The organism is Streptomyces sp. NPDC052682, from assembly GCF_040678435.1.
Lineage (GTDB): Bacteria > Actinomycetota > Actinomycetes > Streptomycetales > Streptomycetaceae > Streptomyces.
The window spans coordinates 119,562-143,697 of sequence record NZ_JBFATS010000014.1 but is presented as its reverse complement, the minus strand read 5'-3'; the positions used below and the strand labels follow the sequence as shown (position 1 = coordinate 143,697).

The 24,136-nt window shown below is 72.6% G+C and carries 18 protein-coding genes; 8 read left to right on the top strand and 10 right to left on the bottom strand.

The window, feature by feature from the left end:
- Positions 1-16: 16 nt before the first annotated feature.
- The 6 genes from AB0K80_RS22955 to treZ form a co-directional block, all read right to left on the bottom strand.
- A complete protein-coding gene (locus AB0K80_RS22955; RefSeq protein ID WP_365672456.1) occupies positions 17-1,648 on the bottom strand; it encodes a glycoside hydrolase family 13 protein in 1,632 nt (543 codons plus the stop codon).
- A 149-nt stretch (positions 1,649-1,797) separates the two neighbouring features.
- A complete protein-coding gene (locus AB0K80_RS22950; RefSeq protein ID WP_365672454.1) occupies positions 1,798-2,730 on the bottom strand; it encodes a carbohydrate ABC transporter permease in 933 nt (310 codons plus the stop codon).
- Positions 2,727-3,707 carry a sugar ABC transporter permease gene (locus tag AB0K80_RS22945; RefSeq protein ID WP_365672452.1) on the bottom strand — a complete coding sequence of 327 codons (981 nt, stop codon included), beginning with the start codon at positions 3,705-3,707 and terminating at the stop codon, positions 2,727-2,729. The genes AB0K80_RS22950 and AB0K80_RS22945 overlap by 4 nt, the downstream gene beginning before the upstream one ends.
- Positions 3,708-3,813: 106 nt before the next feature.
- Entirely contained in the window at positions 3,814-5,109 is a 1,296-nt protein-coding gene (locus tag AB0K80_RS22940) for an ABC transporter substrate-binding protein (protein ID WP_365672449.1), read from the bottom strand.
- 222 nt (positions 5,110-5,331) lie between these two features.
- Positions 5,332-6,390, bottom strand: a complete 1,059-nt coding sequence (locus tag AB0K80_RS22935) for a LacI family DNA-binding transcriptional regulator (RefSeq protein WP_365672448.1) — start codon at positions 6,388-6,390, stop codon at positions 5,332-5,334.
- A gap of 366 nt (positions 6,391-6,756) precedes the next feature.
- On the bottom strand, positions 6,757-8,502 hold the full coding sequence (treZ, locus tag AB0K80_RS22930; protein ID WP_365672446.1) for a malto-oligosyltrehalose trehalohydrolase: 1,746 nt from the start codon (positions 8,500-8,502) through the stop codon (positions 6,757-6,759).
- 174 nt (positions 8,503-8,676) lie between these two features.
- Here treZ and AB0K80_RS22925 point away from each other — a divergent pair, with 174 nt between their 5' ends.
- The 3 genes from AB0K80_RS22925 to AB0K80_RS22915 all read left to right on the top strand — a co-directional run bounded on the left by AB0K80_RS22925 (position 8,677) and on the right by AB0K80_RS22915 (position 11,350).
- On the top strand, positions 8,677-9,228 hold the full coding sequence (locus AB0K80_RS22925; protein WP_365672444.1) for a DUF1707 and FHA domain-containing protein: 552 nt from the start codon (positions 8,677-8,679) through the stop codon (positions 9,226-9,228).
- 338 nt (positions 9,229-9,566) lie between these two features.
- Entirely contained in the window at positions 9,567-10,919 is a 1,353-nt protein-coding gene (locus AB0K80_RS22920; protein WP_365672597.1) for a M14 family zinc carboxypeptidase, read from the top strand.
- Positions 10,916-11,350, top strand: coding sequence for an SSI family serine proteinase inhibitor (locus AB0K80_RS22915; RefSeq protein ID WP_365672442.1), 435 nt, complete (start codon positions 10,916-10,918; stop codon positions 11,348-11,350). Before AB0K80_RS22920 ends, AB0K80_RS22915 begins: the two co-directional genes overlap by 4 nt.
- Before the next feature lie 102 nt (positions 11,351-11,452).
- On the opposite strand, the gene lpdA is transcribed toward AB0K80_RS22915, so the two are convergent.
- Complete coding sequence (gene lpdA, locus AB0K80_RS22910) at positions 11,453-12,871, bottom strand: dihydrolipoyl dehydrogenase (protein WP_365672440.1); 1,419 nt, start codon at positions 12,869-12,871, stop codon at positions 11,453-11,455.
- Positions 12,872-12,948: 77 nt separating this feature from the next.
- On the opposite strand from lpdA, the gene AB0K80_RS22905 reads away from it, so the two are divergent.
- Positions 12,949-13,881, top strand: a complete 933-nt coding sequence (locus tag AB0K80_RS22905) for a LysR family transcriptional regulator (RefSeq protein ID WP_365672438.1) — start codon at positions 12,949-12,951, stop codon at positions 13,879-13,881.
- A gap of 51 nt (positions 13,882-13,932) precedes the next feature.
- On the opposite strand, the gene treY is transcribed toward AB0K80_RS22905, so the two are convergent.
- Positions 13,933-16,320, bottom strand: coding sequence for a malto-oligosyltrehalose synthase (gene treY, locus AB0K80_RS22900; RefSeq protein WP_365672436.1), 2,388 nt, complete (start codon positions 16,318-16,320; stop codon positions 13,933-13,935).
- Positions 16,321-16,459: 139 nt separating this feature from the next.
- Positions 16,460-18,595, bottom strand: a complete 2,136-nt coding sequence (gene glgX, locus AB0K80_RS22895; protein WP_365672434.1) for a glycogen debranching protein GlgX — start codon at positions 18,593-18,595, stop codon at positions 16,460-16,462.
- 181 nt (positions 18,596-18,776) lie between these two features.
- Here glgX and AB0K80_RS22890 point away from each other — a divergent pair, with 181 nt between their 5' ends.
- The 4 genes from AB0K80_RS22890 (at position 18,777) to AB0K80_RS22875 (ending at position 23,177) form a co-directional block, all read left to right on the top strand.
- Positions 18,777-19,592 carry a Tat pathway signal sequence domain protein gene (locus AB0K80_RS22890; RefSeq protein ID WP_365672433.1) on the top strand — a complete coding sequence of 272 codons (816 nt, stop codon included), beginning with the start codon at positions 18,777-18,779 and terminating at the stop codon, positions 19,590-19,592.
- Between the two features lie 44 nt (positions 19,593-19,636).
- The gene (locus AB0K80_RS22885) at positions 19,637-20,959 is read left to right on the top strand and encodes a copper amine oxidase (protein ID WP_365672432.1); all 1,323 of its coding nucleotides are present in this window, start codon (positions 19,637-19,639) and stop codon (positions 20,957-20,959) included.
- Between the two features lie 68 nt (positions 20,960-21,027).
- Positions 21,028-22,299 carry an SAV2148 family HEPN domain-containing protein gene (locus tag AB0K80_RS22880; RefSeq protein WP_365672596.1) on the top strand — a complete coding sequence of 424 codons (1,272 nt, stop codon included), beginning with the start codon at positions 21,028-21,030 and terminating at the stop codon, positions 22,297-22,299.
- A gap of 155 nt (positions 22,300-22,454) precedes the next feature.
- On the top strand, positions 22,455-23,177 hold the full coding sequence (locus AB0K80_RS22875) for a 3'-5' exonuclease (protein WP_365672431.1): 723 nt from the start codon (positions 22,455-22,457) through the stop codon (positions 23,175-23,177).
- Between the two features lie 22 nt (positions 23,178-23,199).
- On the opposite strand, the gene AB0K80_RS22870 is transcribed toward AB0K80_RS22875, so the two are convergent.
- Positions 23,200-24,063 carry an aminoglycoside phosphotransferase family protein gene (locus AB0K80_RS22870; protein WP_365672430.1) on the bottom strand — a complete coding sequence of 288 codons (864 nt, stop codon included), beginning with the start codon at positions 24,061-24,063 and terminating at the stop codon, positions 23,200-23,202.
- Between the last annotated feature and the right edge of the window lie 73 nt (positions 24,064-24,136).

The following is a 24,136-nucleotide window of genomic DNA, read 5'->3' as shown; positions in this document are numbered from 1 at the left end:
CCGGTCTGCGTCTCCGTCAGCCCCGCTGCAGCCAAACCGCGGTGTCCACGGGCAGCAGCCCGTCGCTGCCGAGCGGCCCGGACGCGAGGAGCAGATGACACGCCTCGGGGAGCGGCACCGGCTCGCCGGAGAGGTTGATCGCGCACAGTACGCCGTCACCGCGTTCGAACAGCAGCGTGCCGTCCGGGCTGTCGAGCCAGCGAAGCCGCTCGGTCCTCAGACCGGGGACGGTGCGGCGCAGACGCAGGGCAGTGCGGTACAGCCAGAGCATGGAGCCGGGGTCGGCCTGGTTGGCTTCGGCGGTGCAGTTCTTCCAGTCCGCGGGCTGGGGAAGCCAGGGGGTGGATCCGGGCGGGCCGAAGCCGAAGGGCGGAGTGTCGCCGGACCAGGGCAGGGGGACACGGCAACCGTCGCGGCCCCGGACGGTGTGGCCGGAACGCTCCCAGGTGGGGTCCTGAAGCACCTCTTCGGGGAGGTCCTCGACCTCGTACAGGCCGAGTTCCTCGCCCTGATAGACGTACGCGCCGCCGGGCAGGGCCAGCATGAGGAGAGCGGCGGCGCGGGCCCGGCGGGTGCCCAGCGCGAGGTCCGTGGGCCGGCGCTCACCACGCAGGGGCGCGGTGACGCCGGTGGAGGAGCGGCCGTAGCGGGTGACGTGGCGGGTTTCGTCGTGGTTGGACAGCACCCAGGTGGCAGGAGCCCCGACGGCGGCGAGGTCGGTGATGCTGCGGTCGATGACCTTGCGCATCTGCGCGGCCTCCAGGGGACACCGGAGGAAGTCGAAGTTGAACGCCGTGTGGAGTTCGTCCGGCCGGAGGTAGTCGGCGAGACGGCCGGGACGGACGTGGGCCTCGGCCACGAAGACACGGCGGTCGGGGTAGCTGTCGGCGATGGCACGCCAGGCGCGGAAGATGTCGTGGAGGTCTTCGCGGTCCCAGTGCGGGTGGTCCTTCTGGTCTTCACCGGCCAGCACGCGGAACTCCGGCAGGCCGAGATCCGGCAGGGCGGGGTCCTTGACCATGCCGTGGGCCACGTCGATGCGGAAGCCGTCGACGCCGAGGTCGAACCAGAAGCGCAGGACCGACTCGAACTCGGCGCGCACCTCGGGGTGGTCCCAGTTCAGGTCGGGCTGCTCCGGGGCGAACAGGTGCAGGTACCACTGGCCGTCGGCCACCCGGGTCCAGGCGGGCCCCCCGAAGGCCGCGTGCCAGTCGTTGGGCGGCAGGGCGCCGTCCTCGCCGCGCCCGTCACGGAAGACGTACCGCTCCCGCTCGGGCGAGCCGGGACCGGCGTCCCGTGCCTGACGGAACCAGACATGCTGGTCGGAGGTGTGGTTGGGAACGATGTCCAGGATCACGCGCAGGCCGAGGCCGTGGGCGTCGGTGATCAGCCGCCGCGCCTCGTCGAGGGTGCCGAAGACGGGGTGGATGTCGCGGTAGTCGGCCACGTCGTAGCCGCCGTCCGCCAGCGGGGAGGGGTACCAGGGGTTGATCCAGATGGCGTCGACGCCGAGATCGGCCAGGTAGCGCAGGCGGGAGCGGAGCCCCGCGATGTCACCCACCCCGTCGCCGTCGCCGTCGGCGAAGCTGCGGATGTAGACCTGGTAGATGACGGCTGAGCGCCACCAGGAGTCGCTCGGGTTGCTCACGGTGCGGGATTCCTGACTGTGCGTGTGTGTGGGGAGGACCGGCGGACCGCGCGGTGTTCGTGGGGACGGGGATCAGGGGGACCGTGGCCTTGCTCCGCGGCTCCCGGCACCTTCAGCCGGGAGCCGGGAGCCGGGAGCCGCAGCTCGTCTCAGCCCTTGACCGCTCCGCTGGTGAGGCCGCGGACGAAGTACCGCTGCAGGGTCAGGAAGACCAGCACCGGGACGAGCATGGAGAACAGACCGCCGGCCGTCACCAGCTCCCAGCCCATGCCCTGCTGTCCCAGCAGCCCGTTGGTCGCGATGGTGATCGGCTGCTTGTCGCCGGGGCCGACGAAGACCAGGGCCACGAGCAGGTCGTTCCACACCCAGAGAAACTGGAAGATCGCAAAGGACGCCAGCGCGGGAGCCGACATGGGCAGGATGAGCCGGTAGAAGGTCTGGAAGTGGCTCGCGCCGTCGATCTTCGCGGACTCGACGACGTCCTTGGGCAGGCTCGCCATGTAGTTGCGCAGGATGTAGACGGCCAGGGACATGCCGAACCCGATGTGGGCGAGCCAGGCGGCGGGGAAGGTGCCGTTGAGGTGCACCGTGGCGTAGAGCTTGATGACGGGGACGAACGCGACGTAGTTCGGGACGACGAGCAGGCTCACGATGACGATGAACAGGACGTCGCGTCCCTTGAACGTCATGAAGGTGAAGGCGTAGGCGGCGAAGGCGGCGATGAGGATCGGCAGGAACACCGCTGGGAGCGTGATGGCCAGGCTGTTGAAGAACGCCGAGCCGAGATCGGCCTGCTCGATGGCCTTGGCGTAGTTGCCGGTGGTCAGGTCGGCCAGCCCGCCGGGGTGGGCGAACAGGGTCCACCAGCCACTGGAGTTGGCGGCGTCGACGGTGCGGAAGGACGTGATGACCACCCCGAGGGTGGGCACGCTCCACAGGACGCACACGAACAGCACACTCAGCCTGACCGGGAGCGGACCGCGCCTGCCGCGCGGGCCGGAGGACTCCTGGGTGCCGCGCCGGACCGGAAGGCCGCGACGCGATGCCGCCGGGGTGACCGTGGGGGTCGTCTGGGTGGTCATGCCGACTCCTCCGCCCTGAAGTGGCGAATCTGGTAGATCATGATCGGCACGATGGCGATGAGCAGCATGACGACGATCGCCGAGGCGTAGCCGTAGTTGTAGTTCGTGTAGAGCTGGTTGAAGAACTCCAGGCCCACGACGTTGGTGTCGAAGGCGCCGTTGGTCATCACGTAGATGACGTCGAAGATCTTCAGAACGGTGATGAGGATGGTGACGAAGACGGTGATGACCGTCCCGCGGATCTGGGGGATGATGATCCGCCAGAAGATCCGCAGCTCGCCCGCGCCGTCCAGGCGGGCCGCCTCCAGGGTCTCCGCCGGTACGCCCTTGATGGCCGCGGACAGCAGCACCATGGAAAAACCCGCCTGTCCCCACAGCAACATCACCATCAGCAGCAGGCTGTTGGCGTGCAGGGAGCTCTGCTGGAGCCAGGGGACCGGGTCGTGGCCGAAGGCGGTGACGATGCCGTTGAGCAGGCCGGTCTGCGGCTGTCCGGCGGGCTGGGCGGCGTACATGAAGCGCCAGACCGTTGCCGATCCCACGGCACTGATGGCCATGGGCAGGAAGATGATGGTTTTGGCCGCCTTCTCTGCCCGGGGGGTGAGGCGGTCGGCGAGTGTGGCGACGAGCAGGCCCACCACAATGCACGCGGCGGGAACGACGGCGATCCACAGCAGTGTGTTGAACAGGGTCTGACGGAAGGCCGGCGTCTCCAGCAGCCGGGTGAAGTTCTCCAGGCCGACGAACCGTGATCCGTCGCTGCTCCGGAAGCTGTTGATCACGGTGATGACCGTCGGATAGACCAGGTACACCCCGATCGCCGCGACCGCCGGCGCGACGTAGAAGTAGGGCTTGATCCTGTTCTCCCAGTGGCCCGGAAGGGCTTCCGCGAGCTTGTTGAGCATCCAGTAGACGGCCAGGGCGGCGGCGATGCCCGCCAGCACTGTGAGCACCGTCGAGAGCACTTGGCTGGCCACGGCGGTTCCTTTCTCGAACGTGAGTCGCTGTCGAGTCGGTCCGGCGGCCGCACAGGGGTGGACGCGACCGTGGTCGCCCGCCCCTGTGCGGCCCCGCCGCGGGAGGTCAGCCGGCCGGCCAGCTGGCGTCGATGTTCTTCAGGGCGTCGTCGAGGGACTGCTGGCCGGAGATCCAGGCCGTCATGTCCTTCCAGAACGACCCGGAGCCGACCGAGGACGGCATGGCGTCGGAGGCGTCGAAGGCGAAGCCCGTGGAGTCGTAGGCGACCTTGGCGATCGACTGGGTGGTCTTCAGCGGGTAGGCGTCGAGCGGGAAGTCCTTGTGCGGGGAGATGAACGAGGAACCGTTCTTCGCCGCGGTGGTGCCCAGGTCCGTGGCCGCGAGCAGCTTCATGACCTTACGGGCGGCAGGGCTGTCCTGGTAGATGGAGGCGGTGTCACCGCCGCCCTCGACGGGATTGTCGCCACCCGCCGTGACCGGGGGCAGGCCGAAGACGCCGACCTCGGCGTCCAGGTTCTGCTGGACGGACTTGGGGAAGAAGCCGGTGATGAAGCTGCCCTGCTGGTACATGTAGCAGCCTGGCTTCTTGTCGAACATCGGGTTGCCGGCGGTGCCGAAGGCGTTGCTGGCGATCGACTTCCGGCCGCCGAGCACGTTGCCCTCGGTGAAGGCGATCTTCTGGAACTGGGCGGCGGCCTTGCGGACCAGCGGCGAGTCGAACTTGATCTTGTGTGAGATCCAGTCGTTGTACTGGTCGATACCGCCGTACTTGAGGATGAGGTTCTCGAACCAGTCGGTGGCCGGCCAGCCGGTGGCCGTGCTGGACTCGATGCCCAGGCACCAGGGCGTTTCGCCGTCGGCCTTGATCTTCTCCGTGAGCGCGTCGAGCTCGCCCATGGTCTTCGGAGCGGTGTAGCCCGCCGCCTCGAACGCCTTCTTCGGGTAGAAGACCAGGCCCTTGACGTTCATGCTGACCATCAGGCCGTAGGTCTTGCCGTTCACCTGGGCCACGTCCAGCGTGCCCGCCGTCATGCTCTTCTTCAGCGCAGGGAGGTCGAGGACGTCGTCCAGCGGGGTGACCTTGCCCTTCGTGGCGAGGTCCTTGATGATGCCCGGCTGTGGCATCAGGGCGATGTCCGGGGGGTCGCCCGCCTGGACCTTCTGCACGATGATCTGGTTGAGGTTGTCGACCTTGCGCCACTGGACGGTGATGCCCTGCGCCTTGGCGCGCGGGTTGAGCACTGCCTTGAGACCGTCGATGACGGGCTGGTCCATGCTCGTCCAGATCGAGATGGTCTTCTTGTCGCTCGCGTCGCTGCCGGGGCCGGCTGAGCAACCGGTGGCGAGAAGCGTGAGCGCACTGAGCGCGCTCACACCGAGGACCAGCTTCCGTCGGGACATGTGTTCCTCCTTGACCGGTGGTCCGGCGGCGGAAGGAGCCGCCCCAGCGCACCGGAGGTGACCTCGCCTGCCGGGGCGGGTCATGCGCCAGGCCGCCGGGACGGGGTCACTAATTCGGGTTAGTGGCCGGAAAGCTAGCCGTCTCCCGTTTCTCGCGTCAAGAAGCCGTTACGAGGGAGTTATCCGTGGATGAAGTCCGCGCGGGGGCGGGACGGAGACGGATCAGGCCCCCGCGCCCGGGCCGGCCGGCGCCGCGGTGGAGCCGCGCGTCACCACCGGGCAGTGCACGAGGGTGCGCCCCGTCGGCATGGCGGACTCACCGGCCGCCAGCTGCTCGGCGGCAAGGCGGCCCATCGCCTCGTACGGCAGCCGGACGGTGCTCAGCGCCGGGTGGATCTCCGCCGCGAGCTGGAACTGGTCGTCGTACCCCATCACCGACATCTCCTCGGGCACCCGGATCCCCGCCTCCAGCAGGGCGAGGATCGCACCGACGGCCATGCGGTCGTTGCCGCACATGATCGCGGTCGGTCTGGGGCTGCGCCGCAGCAGTTTCCGCGTCAGCTCGTAGCCGGAGTCGGCATGGTAGTTGCCGGACAGCACGAGTGGGCGCCGCGGGTCGAGCCCGGCCCCTTGCAGCGCCTGGCGAAAGCCGCGCAGCCGGGCTTTGGTCGCCCAGGAGCTGACCGTACCGGTGAGATAGGCGATGTCCCGGTGTCCGAGGTCGAGCAGCGCCTGGGTCGCCTCCCGCCCGCCCCGTACCTCGTCGGGCAGTATCGCCGGAACGGAATCGTCCGGGACGAAGCAGTTCAGCAGGATCGTCGGGACCCGGCGGGCGTCGTCCGGCAGGACCACCGACCTGGTGCCGGCCACCGCGAAGATCAGGGCGTCCACCTGCCGGTCGAGCAGATCGCCGACCAGCTGCGCCGCCTGACGGTTCGAGGCGCCGCTGTTGACCAGGAGCAGCAGATTGCCGTGACGCATGGAAGCCTCGTGCGCGCCCTTGATCGCGGAGGCGGTGAAGACACCGAAGTCGACGTCGTGGCTGACGAAGCCGATGGTGGCGCTGCGCCCCTGGCGCAGCCCCTGCGCGGCCCGGTTGGGGCGGTAGTCGAGCTCGGCGACGGCCCGCAGGACCCGCTGCCTGGTCTCGTCGCTGATCGTCTGCCCGGCCGTGCGGTTGAGCACGAACGTGACCGTCGCGGGAGAGACACCGGCCAGGCGTGCGACATCGGCCCGGCGCGGTCTTCCCGTCCTCGGTCGGTGATCTCCATGGGTGGACACGCCGCAAGAGTACGAGACGCCCCCACCCGCGAGAACCGGCTCCGGCCCGATCGGACCGTGAGGTTCTCACCACCGTTCGTCGGAAGTTGGCAGGAATGCCCGAATCCGCGACGCTGCCGCGCCGACCTGCACCCGGCACCACAGGGCCGCCGGCACGCGGTCGGCCGCAGCGGCCGTACGGACGTCCCCGGCCGGCGGGCTGACGCACCAGGAGGGGCGGCACCACCTCGTCCCCGGCGCGTGCGGGAGGCACGGCCCGGCGCCACGACCCCGCCCCCAGGCGCCTTTCCCGGCCCGCGGCAGCCCGCGGCACCGGACCCCGCCCGGGAGCGAGCCCCTCGGACCGAACGGCTTACGGGCGGCTGATCAGTCCTGCTTCAGCACCACGCCCGACTCCCCGGGCAGGTGCAGGACGCCGTCGCTGTCCGGGCCCTCGACGGGCTCCCAGGCGGCCAGTACGCGCGCGTGCGGGGTGCCGAGCGGGATCGCGGCCGGATCGGCGGCGAGGTTCACGGCCACGCAGACGTCCCCGCGCCGGAAGGCGAGCCAGCGCCGCGCCTCGTCGTAGGCGACCTTGGTGTCGGCGAGGTCCGGGTCGGTGAGGTCCGGCTGCTCGCGGCGCACCGCGATGAGCTGCCGGTACCAGGCCAGCACACGCGCGTGCGGGTCGCGCTCCGGCTCGGACCAGTCCAGGCAGGAGCGGTCGCGGGTCGCCGGGTCCTGCGGGTCGGGTACGTCCTCCTCCTTCCAGCCGTGCGCGGCGAACTCCCGCCGCCGCCCGCGCCGTACGGCCTCCGCCAGCTCCGGGTCGGTGTGGTCGGTGAAGAACTGCCAGGGCGTGCCCGCCGCCCACTCCTCACCCATGAACAGCATCGGCGTGAACGGCGCCGTCAGCACCAGGGTGGCCGCGCAGGCCAGCAGACCGGGGGAGACCAGCGCCGCCAGCCGGTCGCCCTGGGCGCGGTTGCCGACCTGGTCGTGGGTCTGGCTGTAGCCGAGCAGCCGGTGCGCGGCCACCCGGGCGCGGTCCAGCGGGCGCCCGTGGGACCGGCCCCGGAAGCTGGAGTACGTGCCGTCGTGGAAGTACCCGCCGGTGAGCGTCTTGGCCAGCGCGGCGAAGGGAGCCCGCCCGAAATCGGCGTAGTAGCCCTGCGACTCGCCGGTCAGCGCCGCGTGCACCGCGTGGTGGAAGTCGTCGTTCCACTGTGCGTCCAGCCCGAAGCCGCCCTGCTCGCGCGGCGTGATCAGCCGCGGGTCGTTCAGGTCCGACTCGGCGATCAGGAACAGCGGCCGGTCCACCTCGGCGGACAGCGTGTCCACGGCCGCCGACAGCTCCTCCAGGAAGTGGTACGCGCGCGTGTCCACCAGGGCGTGCACCGCGTCCAGGCGCAGCCCGTCGACGCGGTAGTCGCGCAGCCATGACAGCGCGCTGCCGATCAGGTACGCGCGCACCTCGTCCGAGCCGGGCGCGTCCAGGTTGACCGCGGCACCCCACGGCGTCTGGTGGGTGTCGGTGAGGTAGGGCCCGAAGACGGGCAGGTAGTTGCCGGACGGCCCGAAGTGGTTGTGCACCACGTCGAGCACGACGCCGAGCCCGAGTTCATGGGCCCGGTCCACGAAGCGCTTCAGTCCCTCGGGCCCGCCGTACGGCTCGTGCACCGCCCACAGCGACACCCCCTCGTACCCCCAGCCGTGCCGGCCCGGGAAGGGCGACACCGGCATCAACTCGACGTGCGTGACGCCCAGTTCGGCGAGGTGGCCGAGGCGCTCGGCGGCCGCGTCGAAGGTGCCCTCGGGCGTGTACGTCCCCACGTGCAGCTCGTACAGCACCGCGCCGGGCAGCGGCCGCCCGGGCCACTCGGCGCGCCAGGCGTACCGATCGTGGTCGACGACCGCGCTCAGCCCGTCCGGGCCGTCCGGCTGCCGCCGCGAGCGCGGGTCGGGCAGGAACGGGCCGTCGTCCAGCGCGAAGCCGTACCGGGAGCCGTCGTGCGCCTCGGCCTCCCCCCGCCACCACCCCGCCCGCTCGGGATCGCGTTCCAACGCGCGTGTGACGCCGTCGCACTGGAGCGTCACACGGCCGGCCTGTGGTGCCCACACCTCGAACTGCACGAACGGTTCCCCTTCGTCTGCTCACCGTGATGTAGCCCGTCCATGGTGCGTCAAAACGCGATCAATGCGCTTACGTGTCCTCCCCTTTGCGGCAGGTGTCGCGGCGGATCCCGCGGTGGCCGGCGTTCACCCGTTTTCTGGACACCCGGGGTTCACTGACCGACAATCACGAGCGTGACGTCGTCCTTCGAGTTCCACACATACCCCGCGCGGCTGTCGGACGCGGAGCGCGACAAGGCGCTGAAGGTGCTGCGGGACGGCGTCGCCATGGGCCGGCTGTCCCACGACACGTTCGTCCGCCGCATGGAGCTGGCGCTCGCCGCCCGCCGCGTGGACGAGCTCGCCGTGCTCACCGCCGACCTGCCCACGGAGGGCCGTTTCTCCCGCGCGGTGTTCGGCACCGTGGAGGCGGTCTCCGGGTTCACCGCGCGGCTGCGCAGGGCGTGGCAGGCGGAACGGCTGCCCAAACTGCTGCTGCCCCACCCGGCGCACGGGCACCCGCTGCGCATAGGCCGGGACCCCGCGAGCGGGCTGCGCCTGAACCACGAGACGGTCTCCCGGGTGCACGCCGAGCTGCGGCACCAGGGCGGCCTGTGGGTGCTGCGGGACCTCGGCTCCACCAACGGCACGACGGTCAACGGCCGGCGGGTCGTCGGCGCGGTCGTCGTCCGCGAGGGCGACCAGGTCGGCTTCGGCCGCATGCTCTTCCGCCTAGCGGCTCACTGAGCGACCGCAGCGGCCCACCCAGCGGAACCTTGCCGGGCTGAGCCGCGCATCGCGCCGGCAGCGGGCCGGCACCCCGAGGTCGCCCTGTGCCGGCACACCGGGCGACCGAGCCGGCGCCGCGCCGCGTCGAGCCGCGCCCGGGCCGGGCCGTGCCGGTGCGTGCCGGGAAGTGAGTCGGACCTTAGCTCTGGCCTGGGGTTTACCCGGTGCGGGTCTGCCTGGGAAAGCGGACGCGCCTTTGCCTGCAGCGGTGTTGACGTACCCCCGAACTCGTGACTGACTGTGCGTACTTCCCGCACGTCAAGTGAACCGACGGCGCCGCATCCGGGAGGTGTGTCCTGCCGCCCCTCCCGCGTTATCCGACCGTCGACGAGCTGCAGGCCCGGGCCGCCGCCCTCGTCGCACGGCACCCCCGTGACGCCCGGCTGCGCCAGGTCGGCACCTCCCGCGCCGGCACCCCGATGTGGCTGCTCTCCGTCGGCCGCGGCAGCCGCCACGCCCTCGTCGTCGCCGGACCGCACGCCAACGAACCCGTGGGCGGCGCCACCGTGCTCCGGCTGGCCGAGCGGACCCTGGCCGACCCCCGGCTCACCGAGGGCGCCGACGCCACCTGGAACCTGCTGCTGTGCCTCGACCCCGACGGCCTGCGCCGCAACGAGGGCTGGCTGACCGGCCCGTACACCCTCGGCCGTTACTTCCGGAACTTCTTCCGGCCGGGCTTCCTCGAACAGCCCGAATGGCTGCCCGACGGCGCGGCCGCCGCCGCCCTGCCGGAGACCCGCGCCCTGCTCGCCCTCCAGGACGAGCTGAAACCGTTCCTCCAGTGCTCGCTGCACGGGGTCGACGTCGGCGGCGCGTTCGTCGAGCTCACCCACGACCTGCCGGGCCTGGACCGGCGCATGGCGCACACCGCGGCCCGGCTCGGCATCCCCCTGGAACTCGGCGCGTACGACGCCCTGTACTGGCCCGTCCTCGGACCCGCCGTCTACCGGATACCGCCACTGCGCCGGGGCGACCTGGCCGCGGCCATCACCGAGGCGGCCGTCGAGTCGACCTGGCTCCATCCGTACCGGCACGGCACCGTCACGGCGGTCGTGGAGGCCCCCATGTGGGGGGTGGCGGCCGTGGCGGACGGCTCGGCGCCCGACGACCCGGACGGCGTGCTGCGCGCCGTCAGCCGCACCCTGCGCCAGGACATCGGCCTCCTGCGGTGCCTGCTGGCGGGGCTCCGGCCGCGACTGGCCGCCGTGCCCGACGCGGCGCGGCTGCTCGCGCCGATAGACGACTACCTCCTGGTGTGCCCGGGCCTGGCCGACGCGTGGGACCCCGGCACCGCCGACCGCTCGGCACGCCCCCTCCCGCCGCTGACCACCGCCCACCTGTCCGCCCTGCGCATCGCCGGACGACGGCTGGCCCTGCGCACCGCGGGACTGCTGCACCAGCTGGTGACGCGCGCCGGCCCCGGGCCGGCCGGCGCTCTGCCGGAACTGGACCGGCTCATCGACGCCTGGTGCGCCGACTACAGCGACGGCTGCGGGGCACGCTGGATCCCGGTCGCCCGCCAGAGCGAGTACCAGACCCGGGTGATCCTGGCGGCCTTCGCACAGGCCGTGCGGCACCCACCCGCGTGCTCCCGTTCGGGTGAGCCGGGGTGGGGTTGCGGGGCCGCCGTGCCGATGCACCGGGAATGACCCACACCCCAGCGAAAGCGCTCCGGCGCGGCCTGCCGGCCGCGCTGGCCCTCGTCGCCGTCTGCGGCGCCCCGGCGCAAGCCTCCGACCGGGACACCACCGGAGTGGACTGGCTCTACCTGACGGTCACCCAGGGCGAGACCCCCGCCGCCGACAGCCGCGGCACCCTGCTGCAGTGCGACCCGCCCGACCACCGGCCCACCGGCCACCCCCGCGCCGCCGACGTCTGCGCGGAACTCGACGCCGCGGGCGGTGACATCGACGGCCTCCCGGTCAGGGACGAGTACTGCCCGATGGTCTACGCCCCGGTGACCGCGCACGCCGACGGCCAGTGGCGCGGGAAACCGGTCACGTACACACGGACGTTCCCGAACGCGTGCGTGATGGCGGCCCGGACGGGCGCGGTGTTCGCCTTCCCCACCGCGCCCTGAGCGCACCCGGCCGGAGGCTCACGGCGCCTCCCCGTGCGACCCGGCCGGGCCCGGCACTCCCGCCCCCCCCGCCGGGGGGCGCCTCGCCGGGCGCCGACAACTTCACTGCCGGTGCAGCCCCCGCCCCGCGAGGGCCAGGAACGTCTCGCCCACCGCCTCGGACAGGGTCGGGTGGGCGTGGACGTGCCGGGCCACGTCGGACGGCCAGGCGTCCCAGCCGACGATCAGCTGGCTCTCGGCGATCATCTCCGACACGTGCGGGCCGACCAGGTGCACGCCCAGCACCGGCCCGCCCCCCGCCTCGGCGACGACCTTCACCATGCCGCCCTGCCCGTGCACCATGCCCTTGGCGACGGCGGTCAGCGGCATGCCGCTCACCACCACCTCGTGCCCACGCGCGCGTGCCTCGGCCTCGGTCAGGCCCACGGACGCGGTCTGCGGGGCGGAGTACGTCACCCGGGGCACGGCCCCGTAGTCCACGGGCACGGACCCCACGCCCGCCAGGGTCTCCGCCACCAGCAGGCCCTCCGCGAACGACGCGTGGGCGAGGCCGAGGGACGGCGGCGGCAGCAGGTCCCCCACCACGTGCACGCCCGGCACCGCCGTCTCCAGCCGCTGCCAGTCGGCCGGCGCGAGGAAGCCGCGCCCGTCCGTCGCCAGCCCCGCGGCGGCCAGGTCCAGCCCCTCGGTGACCGGGACCCGGCCGACCGCCACCAGCAGCCGCTCGGCCTCGACCGTACGGATCTCGCCCCGGGAATCACGCACCCGCACGCGTACCCCGTCGTCGAGCACCTCGGCGTCCAGCAGGTGGGCGCCCGCCCGCACGTCGACGCCCCGCTTCCTCAGACCCCGCGTCAGATGCCGGCTGACGTCGGCGTCCTCCAGCGGCAGGATCCGCTCGGCCGCCTCCACCAACGTGACCTCCGCGCCCAGGGAGCGGTGGAACGAGGCGTACTCCACGCCGATGGCGCCCCCGCCGAGCACCAGCACCGACGCCGGGAGCCCGGGCGCGAACAGCGCGTCGTCGCTGGTCACCACGCGCCGGCCGTCCGGTTCCAGCCCCGGGAGCGTGCGCGGGCGCGAGCCGGTCGCCAGCACGATGCCCCGGCGCGCGGTGAGCTCCTGCGCGCCGGGCGCGGACGGCCCCTCGACGCGTACCGAGCGTGCCCCGGTGAGCCGCCCGCTGCCGCGGAGCACCCGTACGCCCGCCTTCGCGAGGTGAGCCTCGACGCCCCGGTGATTGCGCGCCACGATGTCGTCACGGGTGGCGACGAGCGCCGGCCAGTCGACGGCGTCCAGCGTGGCCTTGACGCCCCACCGCTCGCGGGCCTCGGCGATGCCGTCCACGAGTTCGGCGGCGTGCAGCATCGCCTTGCTCGGGACGCAGCCGCGGTGCAGGCAGGTCCCGCCGACCTTGTCGCGTTCCACGAGCACCACGTCGAGACCCAGGTCCGCCGCGCGCAAGGCGGTGCTGTACCCGCCCGTGCCGCCGCCGATGACGATGACGTCCGGAGTGTTCATGCCCTCCACCCTCCGGCCGCCCCGACCGATAAGTCCAAGGCAAAGCTTTTGTCGAACCGATGCAGGATGCTTATGGCATGAGTCTGCGTCAGATGGAGTACTTCCTGACGGTCGTCGAGGAGGCGTCCTTCACCCGGGCGGCCGACCTGCTGCACGTCTCCCAGCCCGCGCTGTCCCACCAGATCAAGGCTCTGGAACGGTCGGTGGGCGGCGCGCTCCTGGAGCGCTTGCCACGCGGGGTGCGCCTCACCCCGATGGGGCGCGCCTTCCTGCCGCACGCCGAGGTCGCCGTCCGCAGCGCCGCCCAGGCGCGCCGCGCGGCCCGCGCCGCCGCCGGCGCCGAGGGCGGTGAACTGCACGTCGCCGCGCTGCACTCCGTCGCCGTCGGCGTGCTGCCGGACGTGTTCGCCCGCTGGCGCGCCGCGCACCCCGGTGTCCTGCTGCACCTGCGCGAGTACGCCACCGCCCAGGCCCTCGAGGAGGAGGTCGAGCGCGGCGCCGCCGACCTCGCCGTCGGTCCCGGGCCGCGTGCCTGGCCCGGCACCGTGGTCCCGGTCGGCGAGGAGGAACTCGTCCTGGTGGTGCCCTTCGACGACCGTTTCGCGGGCCGTACGTCGGTGACGCTGCCGGAGCTGGCCGACCGCCCGTGGGTGCGCTGCGCCATGGAACCCGTCGTGCACGGCGAGCGCTTCCTGGACTGGGCCTGCGGGCAGGCCGGCTTCACGCCGCGCACCGCGGTCTTCACCGAGCACACCTCCACCGCCGTGCGGATGGCCGCCGCCGGGGTCGGTGTCTGTGCCGCCCCGGCCCACCTGGTGCGCGGCGCGGTCGGGGAGGACTGCGTGGTCCTCTCGCCCGACCCGCCCTGGAAGCGCACCCTGACGGCCTTCGCGCGCGTGGCGCCGACGGGTGCCGCCGAGGCCTTCGTCGGCCTGCTGCGGGCGGCCTGGCCGGACGCAGCCGTACCGGCCGGTCCCGGACCGGCGTACGTCAGCTGTGCCGCCGGCTGAGCACGCGCGCGTATCGCCCCGGGACGAGAGGCCGGTCCGGCCCTGCCGTCCTCACCCCGCCTCCGCGTCCCCGGCCCGCTCCAGCAGAGCCACCGGCAGCCGTCCGAAGAGGTCCGCCACGCGCACGTGCCCCGTGAACGCGCGCCCGGGCTCCAGGACGTCGGCCCACCGCCCCGGCGGCAGCGGCAGCCGGGTCTCCCGCCAGCCGCCCGCCTCGGCCAGCCGCAGCGACAGCCGGGTCACGGCGGTGAGCACCGCGCCGGAGCGTACGAACGCCACGCAGTGCGCCGCGGCCGGCCCCTCGGCGGTCAGTGGCGCGTACGTCGCCGCCGTCCCGAAGGTCTCGGGCCGCCGTGCGCGCAGCCGCAGCGCCGCCCGGGTCACTGCCTGCTTCTCCCCGGACGTCCCGCCGGACGCGCCCTCGGGCGCCTCGGGCGGATAGCGCACGGCCCGCCGGTTGTCCGGGTCCACCAGCGCCCGGTACTCGGCCTCGGTGCCCTGGTAGACGTCCGGGACGCCCGGCATCGTCAGATGGACCAGGGCCGTGCCCAGCACGTTGGCCCGGATGTGCGGTGCCACGGACTCCCGGAAGGCGGCCACCCGCTCGCCCGGAGCCCCGCACGGCCCCGCCGCCACGAAGCGCGCCACCGCCTCCTCGTAGGGCGGCTCCTGCTCGGTCCAGCTGGTGTACATCCCCGCCTCGCGCACATGCTTCAGCAGGGCCCCCTGGACGCGGTCCTCCTCGGCCGGGCCCAGCCCGAACACCGTCTGCCAGGCGGCCCACGCCAGCTGCGCGTCCGGCACGCCGTCACCCGTGCGGGTCACCTCCGCCAGGACGTCCGTCCAGCGGTCCGGGCACTCGGTGAGCACGTGCAGGGCCGCCCGTACGTCGGCGCTGCGCTTGGTGTCGTGCGTGGAGACCACCGTCCCCGTCACCGGCCAGTCGCGCTGCACGCGCGCGCAGTACGCGTGGAACTCCTCGGCGGACACCGCCGGGCGGCCCGGTTCGCCGCCCACCTCGGTCGCCGACAGCAGCGGCACGTAGCGGTAGAAGGCCGTGTCCTCCACCGACTTGGCCCGCAGCGCCGACGAGGTCTGCGCGAACCGGGTCCGGAACTCCACATGGCGTGGCCCGTCACCGTACCGGCCGAGCACCAGGTCCCGTACGACGTCCACCGCACCGGCCTCCTCAGGCACCACGAAGGCGAGCCGGGCCTCGGCCGCGGCCTCCTCGGTGACCACGTCCGACGCGTCGACGGAAGCGTAGGGCCGGTACACCTCCAGCCGGACCAGGAGTTCCTGGAGCGCGGTGCGCAGCGCCCAGGGCGCGCGGTCGCGCAGGGCGGGGTCCGGGGAGGTGGCGCACAGCCGGCTCGCCACCCGGGTCAGCCGGTCGACCTCGGCGGCCAGTTCGTGCGTGAGCACCTTGTAGGCGGCCCGGCGCGCGGTCGCCGCCCACTCGCCCCCGCGGTCGGTCTGCGGCGCCGCGAACCGCCGGTAGCAGCCCAGCAGCTCCCCGAAGCCCGCCGGGTCCGTGAACAGCCCGTCGACGTGGCGCAGGGCGTCGTAGCCGGTGGTGCCCGCGACCGGCCAGGACGCCGGCAGCGGCTCACCGTCGGAGAGGATCTTCTCCACGACCGTCCAGCGGCCGCCGGTCGCCTCGTGCAGCCGCCGCAGGTACCCGTCCGGGTCGGCCAGGCCGTCGGGGTGGTCGACCCGCAGCCCGTCGATCACGCCCTCGTGCAGCAGCCGCAGGACCGTGGCGTGGGTGGCCTCGAACACCTCCGGGTCCTCCACCCGCACCCCGATGAGCTCGGAGATGCTGAAGAAGCGCCGGTAGTTGAGCTCGGTGCGGGCCAGCCGCCACCACACCGGGCGGTACCACTGCGCGTCGATCAGCTGCGGCAGCGGCAACTCCTCGGTGCCCTCCCGCAGCGGGAAGGCGTGGTCGTAGTAGCGCAGCACGTCGCCGTCGACCCGCAGCTCGTCGATCACCGTGCCCAGCGGCCCGCCGAGCACCGGCAGCAGCACCTGCCCCTCCTGCGCCTCCCAGTCGATGTCGAACCACCGCGCGTACGGCGACTTCGGGCCCTCCCGCAGCACCTCCCACAGGGCCCGGTTGTGGCGCGGGGACATGGCCATGTGGTTCGGGACGATGTCCACCACCAGGCCGAGCCCGTGCTCCCGCGCGGTACGGGCCAGGGACCGCAGCCCCTCCTCGCCGCCGAGCTCCTCCCGCACGCGCGCGTGGTCCACCACGTCGTAGCCGTGCAGCGAGCCCGGGACGGCCTCCAGCACGGGGGACAGGTGCAGGTGCGAGACCCCGAGCGAGGCCAGGTACGGCACCGCCGCCGCCGCGGCCCCGAAGGGGAACTCGGGCTGGAGTTGCAGCCGGTACGTGGCCGTGGGCACCGCGGGGTCAGGTCGCTCAGGTGTCATGGAGAGCTACGTACCCGCCCCACCGCCTTTCGTGTCATCGCCCGCTCCGGGTGCGCGGCGCGTCGCCCGGACGAGTGGCCCTCCGGCCGCCCGCGGGGGCGACCGGAGGCGCCGGGCGGCCGCCCCGCCGGGCACCCGCCTACACGGGCCGCTGGAGCACGGTCAGGCTGCGGTCCGCCAGCGTCAGCCGGTCCCCGGCCTGCACCTTCGCACCCGTGCCCGGCGGCACGCCGTCCGCGCGGGCCGTGTCCACCACCACCTGCCACTGCCGGCCGTGGTCGACCGGCACCACGAACTCGAGCGGCTCGGGCGAGGCGTTGAACACCAGCAGGAAGGAGTCGTCGACGATGCGCTCCCCGCGCGGGCCCGGCTCGGAGATCGCGTTGCCGTTGAGGAACACCGTCAGCGCCGACGCCTGCGCCGACTCCCAGTCCCGCTGCGTCATCTCCCGGCCGTCCGGGGTGAACCAGGCGATGTCGGACAGGTCGTCGTGGGTGCCCTCCACGGGACGGCCGTGGAAGAAGCGCCGTCGGCGCAGGACGGGGTGGTCCTTGCGCAGCCACACCATCGCGCGCGTGAAGGCCAGCAGGTCCGTGCGGAGGTCGTCCTGAGCCTCCCCGTCCTCCTCGGGCGGCCACTGCACCCAGGCCAGCTCGTTGTCCTGGCAGTAGGCGTTGTTGTTGCCGCGCTGGGTGCGGGCGAACTCGTCGCCGTGGCTGATCATCGGCACGCCCTGGGACAGCATGAGCGTGGCGATGAAGTTCCGCATCTGCCGGGCCCGCAGCCGCAGCACGTCCGGGTCGTCGGTCTCGCCCTCGACACCGCAGTTCCAGGACCGGTTGTGACTCTCGCCGTCCCGGTTGTCCTCGCCGTTGGCCTCGTTGTGCTTGTCGTTGTACGACACCAGGTCGTGCAGCGTGAAGCCGTCGTGGCAGGTGACGAAGTTGATCGAGGCCAGCGGGCGCCGCCCGTCGTCCTGGTACAGGTCGGAGGAGCCGGTCAGCCGGGAGGCGAACTCCGCCAGAGCCCGCGGCTCGCCCCGCCACAGGTCCCGCACGGTGTCCCGGTACTTGCCGTTCCACTCCGTCCACAGCGGCGGGAAGTTCCCCACCTGGTAGCCGCCCTCGCCCACGTCCCACGGCTCGGCGATCAGCTTCACCTGGGAGACCACCGGGTCCTGCTGCACCAGGTCGAAGAACGACGACAGCCGGTCCACCTCGTGGAACTGCCGGGCCAGGGTCGCCGCCAGGTCGAAGCGGAACCCGTCGACGTGCATCTCGGTGACCCAGTACCGCAGCGAGTCCATGATCAGCTGGAGCACGTGCGGGGACCGCATGAGCAGGGAGTTCCCCGTCCCTGTCGTGTCCATGTAGTAGCGGGGGTCGTCGGTGAGCCGGTAGTAGCGCGGGTTGTCCAGGCCCTTGAAGGACAGCGTCGGGCCCAGGTGGTTGCCCTCGGCGGTGTGGTTGTAGACCACGTCCAGGATCACCTCGATCCCGGCCTCGTGCAGCGCCTTCACCGCCGACTTGAACTCCAGCACCTGCTGGCCGCGGTCGCCCCAGGAGGCGTAGGCGTTGTGCGGGGCGAAGAAACCGATCGTGTTGTAGCCCCAGTAGTTGTTCAGGCCCATGTCGACCAGGCGGTGGTCGTTGACGAACTGGTGTACGGGCATCAGCTCCAGCGCCGTGACCCCGAGCTCGGTCAGGTGCTCGATGATCGCCGGGTGCGCCAGGGCCGCGTAGGTGCCGCGCAGCTCCTCCGGCAGCCCCGGGTGCCGCATGGTGAGGCCCTTCACATGGGCCTCGTAGATCACCGTCTCGTGGTACCCGTGCCGCGGCAGCCGGTCGTCGCCCCAGTCGAAGTACGGATTGACCACGACCGAGGTCATCGTGTGCGGCGCCGAGTCCAGGTCGTTGCGCCGCTCGGGCGCGTCGAAGTGGTAGCCGTACACCTCCTCACCCCAGCGGATCGACCCGCTGATCGCACGCGCGTACGGGTCGAGCAGCAGTTTCGCCGAGTTGCACCGCAGCCCGCGCTCCGGGGCGTACGGCCCGTGCACCCGGAACCCGTACCGCTGCCCCGGCATGACGCCGGGCACGTACGCGTGCCGGACGAACGCGTCGCTCTCCCGCAGCTCGATCGCGGTCTCCGAGCCGTCGTCGTGCAGCAGACACAGCTCTACTCGGTCCGCGGCCTCCGTGAAGACCGCGAAGTTCGTGCCGGCGCCGTCGTACGTGGCACCGAGTGGATACGCCTCTCCAGGCCAGACCTGCATGGATACGACTCTTTCAGGTGTGCGGCGCCGGTGGGGACGCCTTGACCCCGAGTCTCCCCGAAAGTGAGGGAACCACCTATGACTTATGTCCCTCTTAGTAAGTGACCAGTGCATACACCGTATGCCGAACCAGTGGGGCACAAACGCACTCCCGGGGCTTTTGGGGGATTTGGGGGGACATGTGCGTACGACAGTGCGCCGCCACCTGGGCAAGGTGACGGCCGGCCTGGCGATCGCGGTCACCGGGACGGCCGTGATGGCGGCGATCACCCTGCCGGGCACGGCGGGGGCCGAGGCCACGGGGAGCACCGGCGCCCCGGCCACGCGGCAGGCCGCCCAGGGCGGGGGACAGGAACGGACGCGGGTCGCGCCGGGGGTCGTCGAGCGGGCCCCCGCGCAGGGGGCGCGGGGCACGGGCCGTGATCCGCTGACCGACGACGAGGTCGAGCAGGCGGAGAAGGCGGCGCTGGACCGGCGGCTGCTGCACGCCGCCGAGGACGTCGACGGGGACCGCGGCCCGCAGCGGCTCGGGGTCGACCTCGCCGAGCCGGAGGCCGACGAGCTGGACCGCGCGGACGCGCCGCGGCGCGCGGAGGTGACGTTCTACGACTACCGCGGCGACACGCTCGTCACGAAGACCGTGAACCTCGGCACCGGAAAGGTCGAGGGGACCCTCACCCGGCGCGGTGTCCAGCCGCCGCCGACCCGCGCCGAGGCCGCCGAGGCCGCCGCCCTGCTGATCGCCGACCCGCTGGGCGCGGGCCTGAAGGCGGACTACCGGGACGCCACCGGCAAGGAGCTCACCTCCCCGGACCAGCTGCACGTCACCGGCGGGATCTACCGGGCCGCGCCCGGAGCCCGGCCCGCCGTCCTCGACCGGTGCGGCGAGCACCGCTGTGTGCGGCTGTTCACCAAGGTCAGAAACGGGCCGTGGATCGACAGTCTGGACCTGGTGATCGACCTGAGCGCCCGCAAGGTCGCCGAGCTCGGCCGCTGAGCCGCCCGCCCTCTGTGCACCTGCCGCGAAGGAGTCAGCCACGCATGCGCGCGAACAAGACCAGCCGTGCCCGCACCCGGACCCTGGTGGGCCTGTCCCTGGCCGCGCTGGCCGCCGCAGCGGCCACCGCCGGCCCGGGACCGGCCGTCGCCCGGCCCGCGGCGGCACCCGCCCCGGCCGCCGACTGCGGCGCCGCCCACCGCATCGAGCAGAAGCTCACCGGCGGCACGACCTGGCGGATGTGCTGGGGGTACGACCCGAAGTCCGGACTCGTCCTGAACGGCATCTCCTACCAGCCCAAGGGCGAACCGAAGCCGGTCAAGGTCCTCGCCAGCGCCCGGCTCAGCCAGATCCACGTGCCCTACGACAACGGCAGACGCGAGTACCACGACCTCACGGACCAGCGCTTCGCCCAGGGCCTGGTGAACCTGGCGCCGGCCGAGTGCCCCGGCGGCACCATCAAGACGATCAAGGTCCGGGACGCCGACTACTCCACCACCCCGGACATCAAGGGCCTGTGCGCCACCACACGTGCGCGTGGACACGCGTACCGCATGCAGTCCGAGGAGGACTACAGCAAGCGCTACCAGGCCCAGGGCAAGGACCTGCTCCTCTACACCGTGAACAAGGTCGGCTGGTACGAGTACATCTCCGAGTGGCGCTTCCAGGACGACGGCGCGATCCAGATGCACGTGGGCGCCACCGGCAGCCTCTCACCCGAGGACTACGCCGCCGACGACGGCCACGGCTGGCCCATCGGCAAGGGCGCCCGGGCCAAGGCCACCAGCCACAGCCACAACGTGTTCTGGCGGCTCCACTTCGCCCTCGACGGCTCCTCCAAGAACCGGATCGAGCAGTACGACTCCAAGGTCAGCCCGCCCGTCCGCGGCCAGGAGGCCCCCACCAACAGGACCACCCGCACCAAGGTCACCAAGGAGCTCGCGGGCGACGCGAAGAACATGCGCTGGTGGCGCGTGGTCAGCGCCACCGGCAAGAACAAGGACGGGCACCCGCGCTCGTACGAGATCGTGCCCGGCGCCACCAGCGCGTACCCCGGCCGTGGCTTCACCCGGCACGACCTCTACGTCACCGAGTACGACAGGTGCGAGCTGTACGCCAGCCACAACGGCGGCTGCGCCGGCGGCCACCCCGGCTCCCTGGACAAGTGGGTGAACGGGCAGGCCCTCACGCGCCCCGTGGTCTGGGTGAACATCGGCTTTCACCACGTCGCGCGCGACGAGGACCAGCAGCCCATGCCCGTCCACTGGCAGGGTTTCTCCCTCGCGCCCCGCGACGTCACCGCTATGAATCCGCTCACTCCGAAGGAGCTCGCGGGCCAGAACGGGCGGCTGGACGGCGGTAGTTGAGAACCAGCCTGCCCGTCGGGCTGCACCACGCACCGCTCGCGGAGTACCCTTCCTTGATCGTTGAGACGGTGCTCGGGGGAGCGGAAGGCGGTGCGCGGGTGGGCTCGGGAGGGCTGGAGCTGCCCCCTGGTGACGAGGGTCACGAGGGGAACTCCACAGACGTCCCGCCCGCAGCCGTGTCCCTGGCACGGCCGATGGACGCGGCGGGCTCGATCGGTCCGGAGCTGGACTGGGACGCCGACGCCTGGCGCGAGGTACGCACCCGCGCCCAGCGGGCCGGCCGGGCCTACATCTGGCTGAACCTCGTCGAGCAGCGGCTGCGCGCCGTCGTGGCCGCCGTGCTGCGCCCGGTCTACGAGCCCGTGCACGGCGAGGACTGGGTGGTCGCCGCCGCCGGACCGGCCGGCCAGGAGTGGGTGCAGCGCGCGGTCGCCGTCCGCGAGGTCAGCCGCCGCAAGGGCTATCTGCTGGACCCGGCCGACGACAACGTCCTCAGTTTCCTCACCCTGCCGCAGCTGCGCGAGCTGATGGTGCAGCACTGGCCCTGCTTCGAGCCCTACTTCGACGACCGCCGCGATCTCGAGCTCGCCCTGGACGAGCTCGAGGTCACCCGGAACGTGGTCTCCCGCAACCGGGCCCTGTCCGAGGCCGTCCTCGCCCAGGCCGAACGGGCCTCGGCACGGCTGCTGGAGATGCTCGGCGCGGGCGGCGACGTGCCCTCCGCGCGACGGCTGCCCGTGGACGCGGTCGAGGACCTGGTCGGTGACCGGTACGCCGACGTCGTCGCCGTCCATCCCGACCGGGTGCGGCTGCTGCGCCAGTTCCCGGCCGAGGACATCTTCGGCAGCGCCCGCCGTCTGGACGCCCTGGGGATCGGCCTGAACCTGCTGGTGCAGAACTTCTCCGGCCGGCGCCTAGTGCGGCTGGCCGAGTCCGGCTGCCGGGTGCGGCTGCTGTTCCTCAATCCGGCCTCCAGCGCGGTCAAGCGACGCGAACGGGAGCTGGGGCTGAAGCGGGGTGAGCTGAGCCGCTCGGTGGAGATGAACATCCTGCACATGCGCCGGGTCCGCGCCCGGCTGCGCGACCCGGGCGCCTTCGAGATCCAGGTGTACGACGAGACACCCCGCTTCACGGCGTACCTGGTCGACGGCGACGGGGCGGACGGCATCGCGGTCGTGCAGAGCTACCTGCGCCGTACGCGGGGCATGGAGGCGCCGGTGCTGGTGCTGCGCAACGGCAGCAAGGTGGTCAGGTCGGGCGAGATCGAGGAGGGCGGTCTCTTCCCCACCTACCGCGAGGAGTTCGAGGTGATGTGGGCTGATTCGCGGCCGGTGTCGTGAACTGTCCCTTTTGGTGAGGGTGTTGCGGGGCGGTGGCACGGGCGGTCCCGCAGGCGGTACCGGCGGATAAGCGGAATCCGCTCCTCTGATTGTCAGTGGCGCATGCGAAGGTGGAGATCACCGGGGGAACGCACCACCAAGAAGGGGGGCCGCCCATGGGCTGGCACCGGGAGCTGCTGATCGGCTTCGACCTGGAGACGACGGGGACCGACCCGCGCGAGGCACGCATCGTCACGGGAGCCGTGATCGAGGTCAGGGGCGGGGAGCCGATGGGGCGCCGGGAGTGGCTCGCCGACCCGGGTGTGCCCATCCCCGCGGACGCGGTCGCGGTGCACGGCATCAGCAACGAACGCGCGGCCACCGAGGGCCGCCCGGCCGACCAGGTGGCGGACGCCATCGCCGGTGTCCTCGCCGCCTACTGGAAGACGGGTGTTCCGGTCGTCGCCTACAACGCCGCCTTCGACCTGACCCTGCTCTCCGCGGAACTGCGCCGGCACGGACTGCCGTCCCTGCGCGACCGGCTGGGCGGCGTGGACCCGGCCCCGGTCATCGACCCGTACACCATCGACCGCTCCGTCGACCGCTACCGCCGCGGCAAACGCAACCTGGAGGCGGTCTGCGCGGAGTACGGCGTCGCCCTCGACTCCGCCCACGACGCCACAGCCGACGCCCTTGCCGCGGCCCGCCTGGCCTGCGCGATAGCCGACCGCCACCCCAAGATCGCCTCCCTCGGCCCGGCGGAACTGCACCGCCGCCAGATCGAGTGGTACGCCGACTGGGCGGCGGACTTCCAGGACTTCCTGCGCCGCAAGGGACAGACCGGGGCGGTGGTGGACGGGGTGTGGCCGGTCCGGGACCTGACGGACGAGCGGGTGTGACCCGCCCGCGGCGCGGACACGTTCAGAACGCGTACCACCGCACCGTCTCGTCCCCCGACCGCAACGACGCCACCCGCCGCTCGAACTCGGCCAGCGCCTTGGGGTTGCCCGGCGCGTGCTGAGCCACCCACGCGCAACTGGCCGTCTCCCGCGCACCGCGCAGCACCGCACAGCCGTCCCACTCGCGCACGTCCCACCCGTACGCCTCGGTGAAGGACCGGTACGCCTCCTCCGCGAGCCCGTACCGGTCGCGGGACAGGGCCATGACCACCAGGTCGTGCTCCCGCAGGTCGGCGGAGACGGTCTCCAGGTCGACCAGGACCGGACCGTCCGGCCCGACGTGGACGTTGCGGGGCAGCGCGTCGCCGTGGATCGGCCCCGGCGGCAGATGCGGCGTCAACGCGGCGGCCGCCTGCGCGAAACCGTCGCGCCGCTGCCGCAGATACGCCGCGTCCGCGGGGTCGATCGCGTCGCCCGCGAGGCGCAGCCAGCGTTCCACTCCGCCCAGCAGGTCGCGGGGCGGCAGGGCGAAGGCCGGAGCGGGCAGTGCGTGGACGAGGCGCAGCAGTTCGGCCAGATCCCGCGGCTGGGCGGGCCGGACCGGCTCGGGCAGCCGGTGCCACACGGTCACCGGGTGGCCCTCGACGAGCAGCGCCTGCGGCTCGGCCGCCCGCACCGCCGGCACGCCGGCCTCGGCGAGCCACGCCGCGACGGCCAGCTCGCGCCGCGCCCGGTCCAGCAGTTCGGCGTCGCGGCCCACCTTGACGACCCGGTCACCGGCGGCGAACACCGCGTTCTCGCCCAGGGCGAGCAGGCGCGCCTTCCGTGCCGCGCCCGGCAGCACCCCTGCCGCGGCCAGTACGTCCCGCGCCCGTGCCTCGTCCATCCGTCCGTCCGCCTCCGTGACGCCGTACCGCCATCAGCACCGCCGGCCGGACGGCGTCCTGACCCGGCCATCG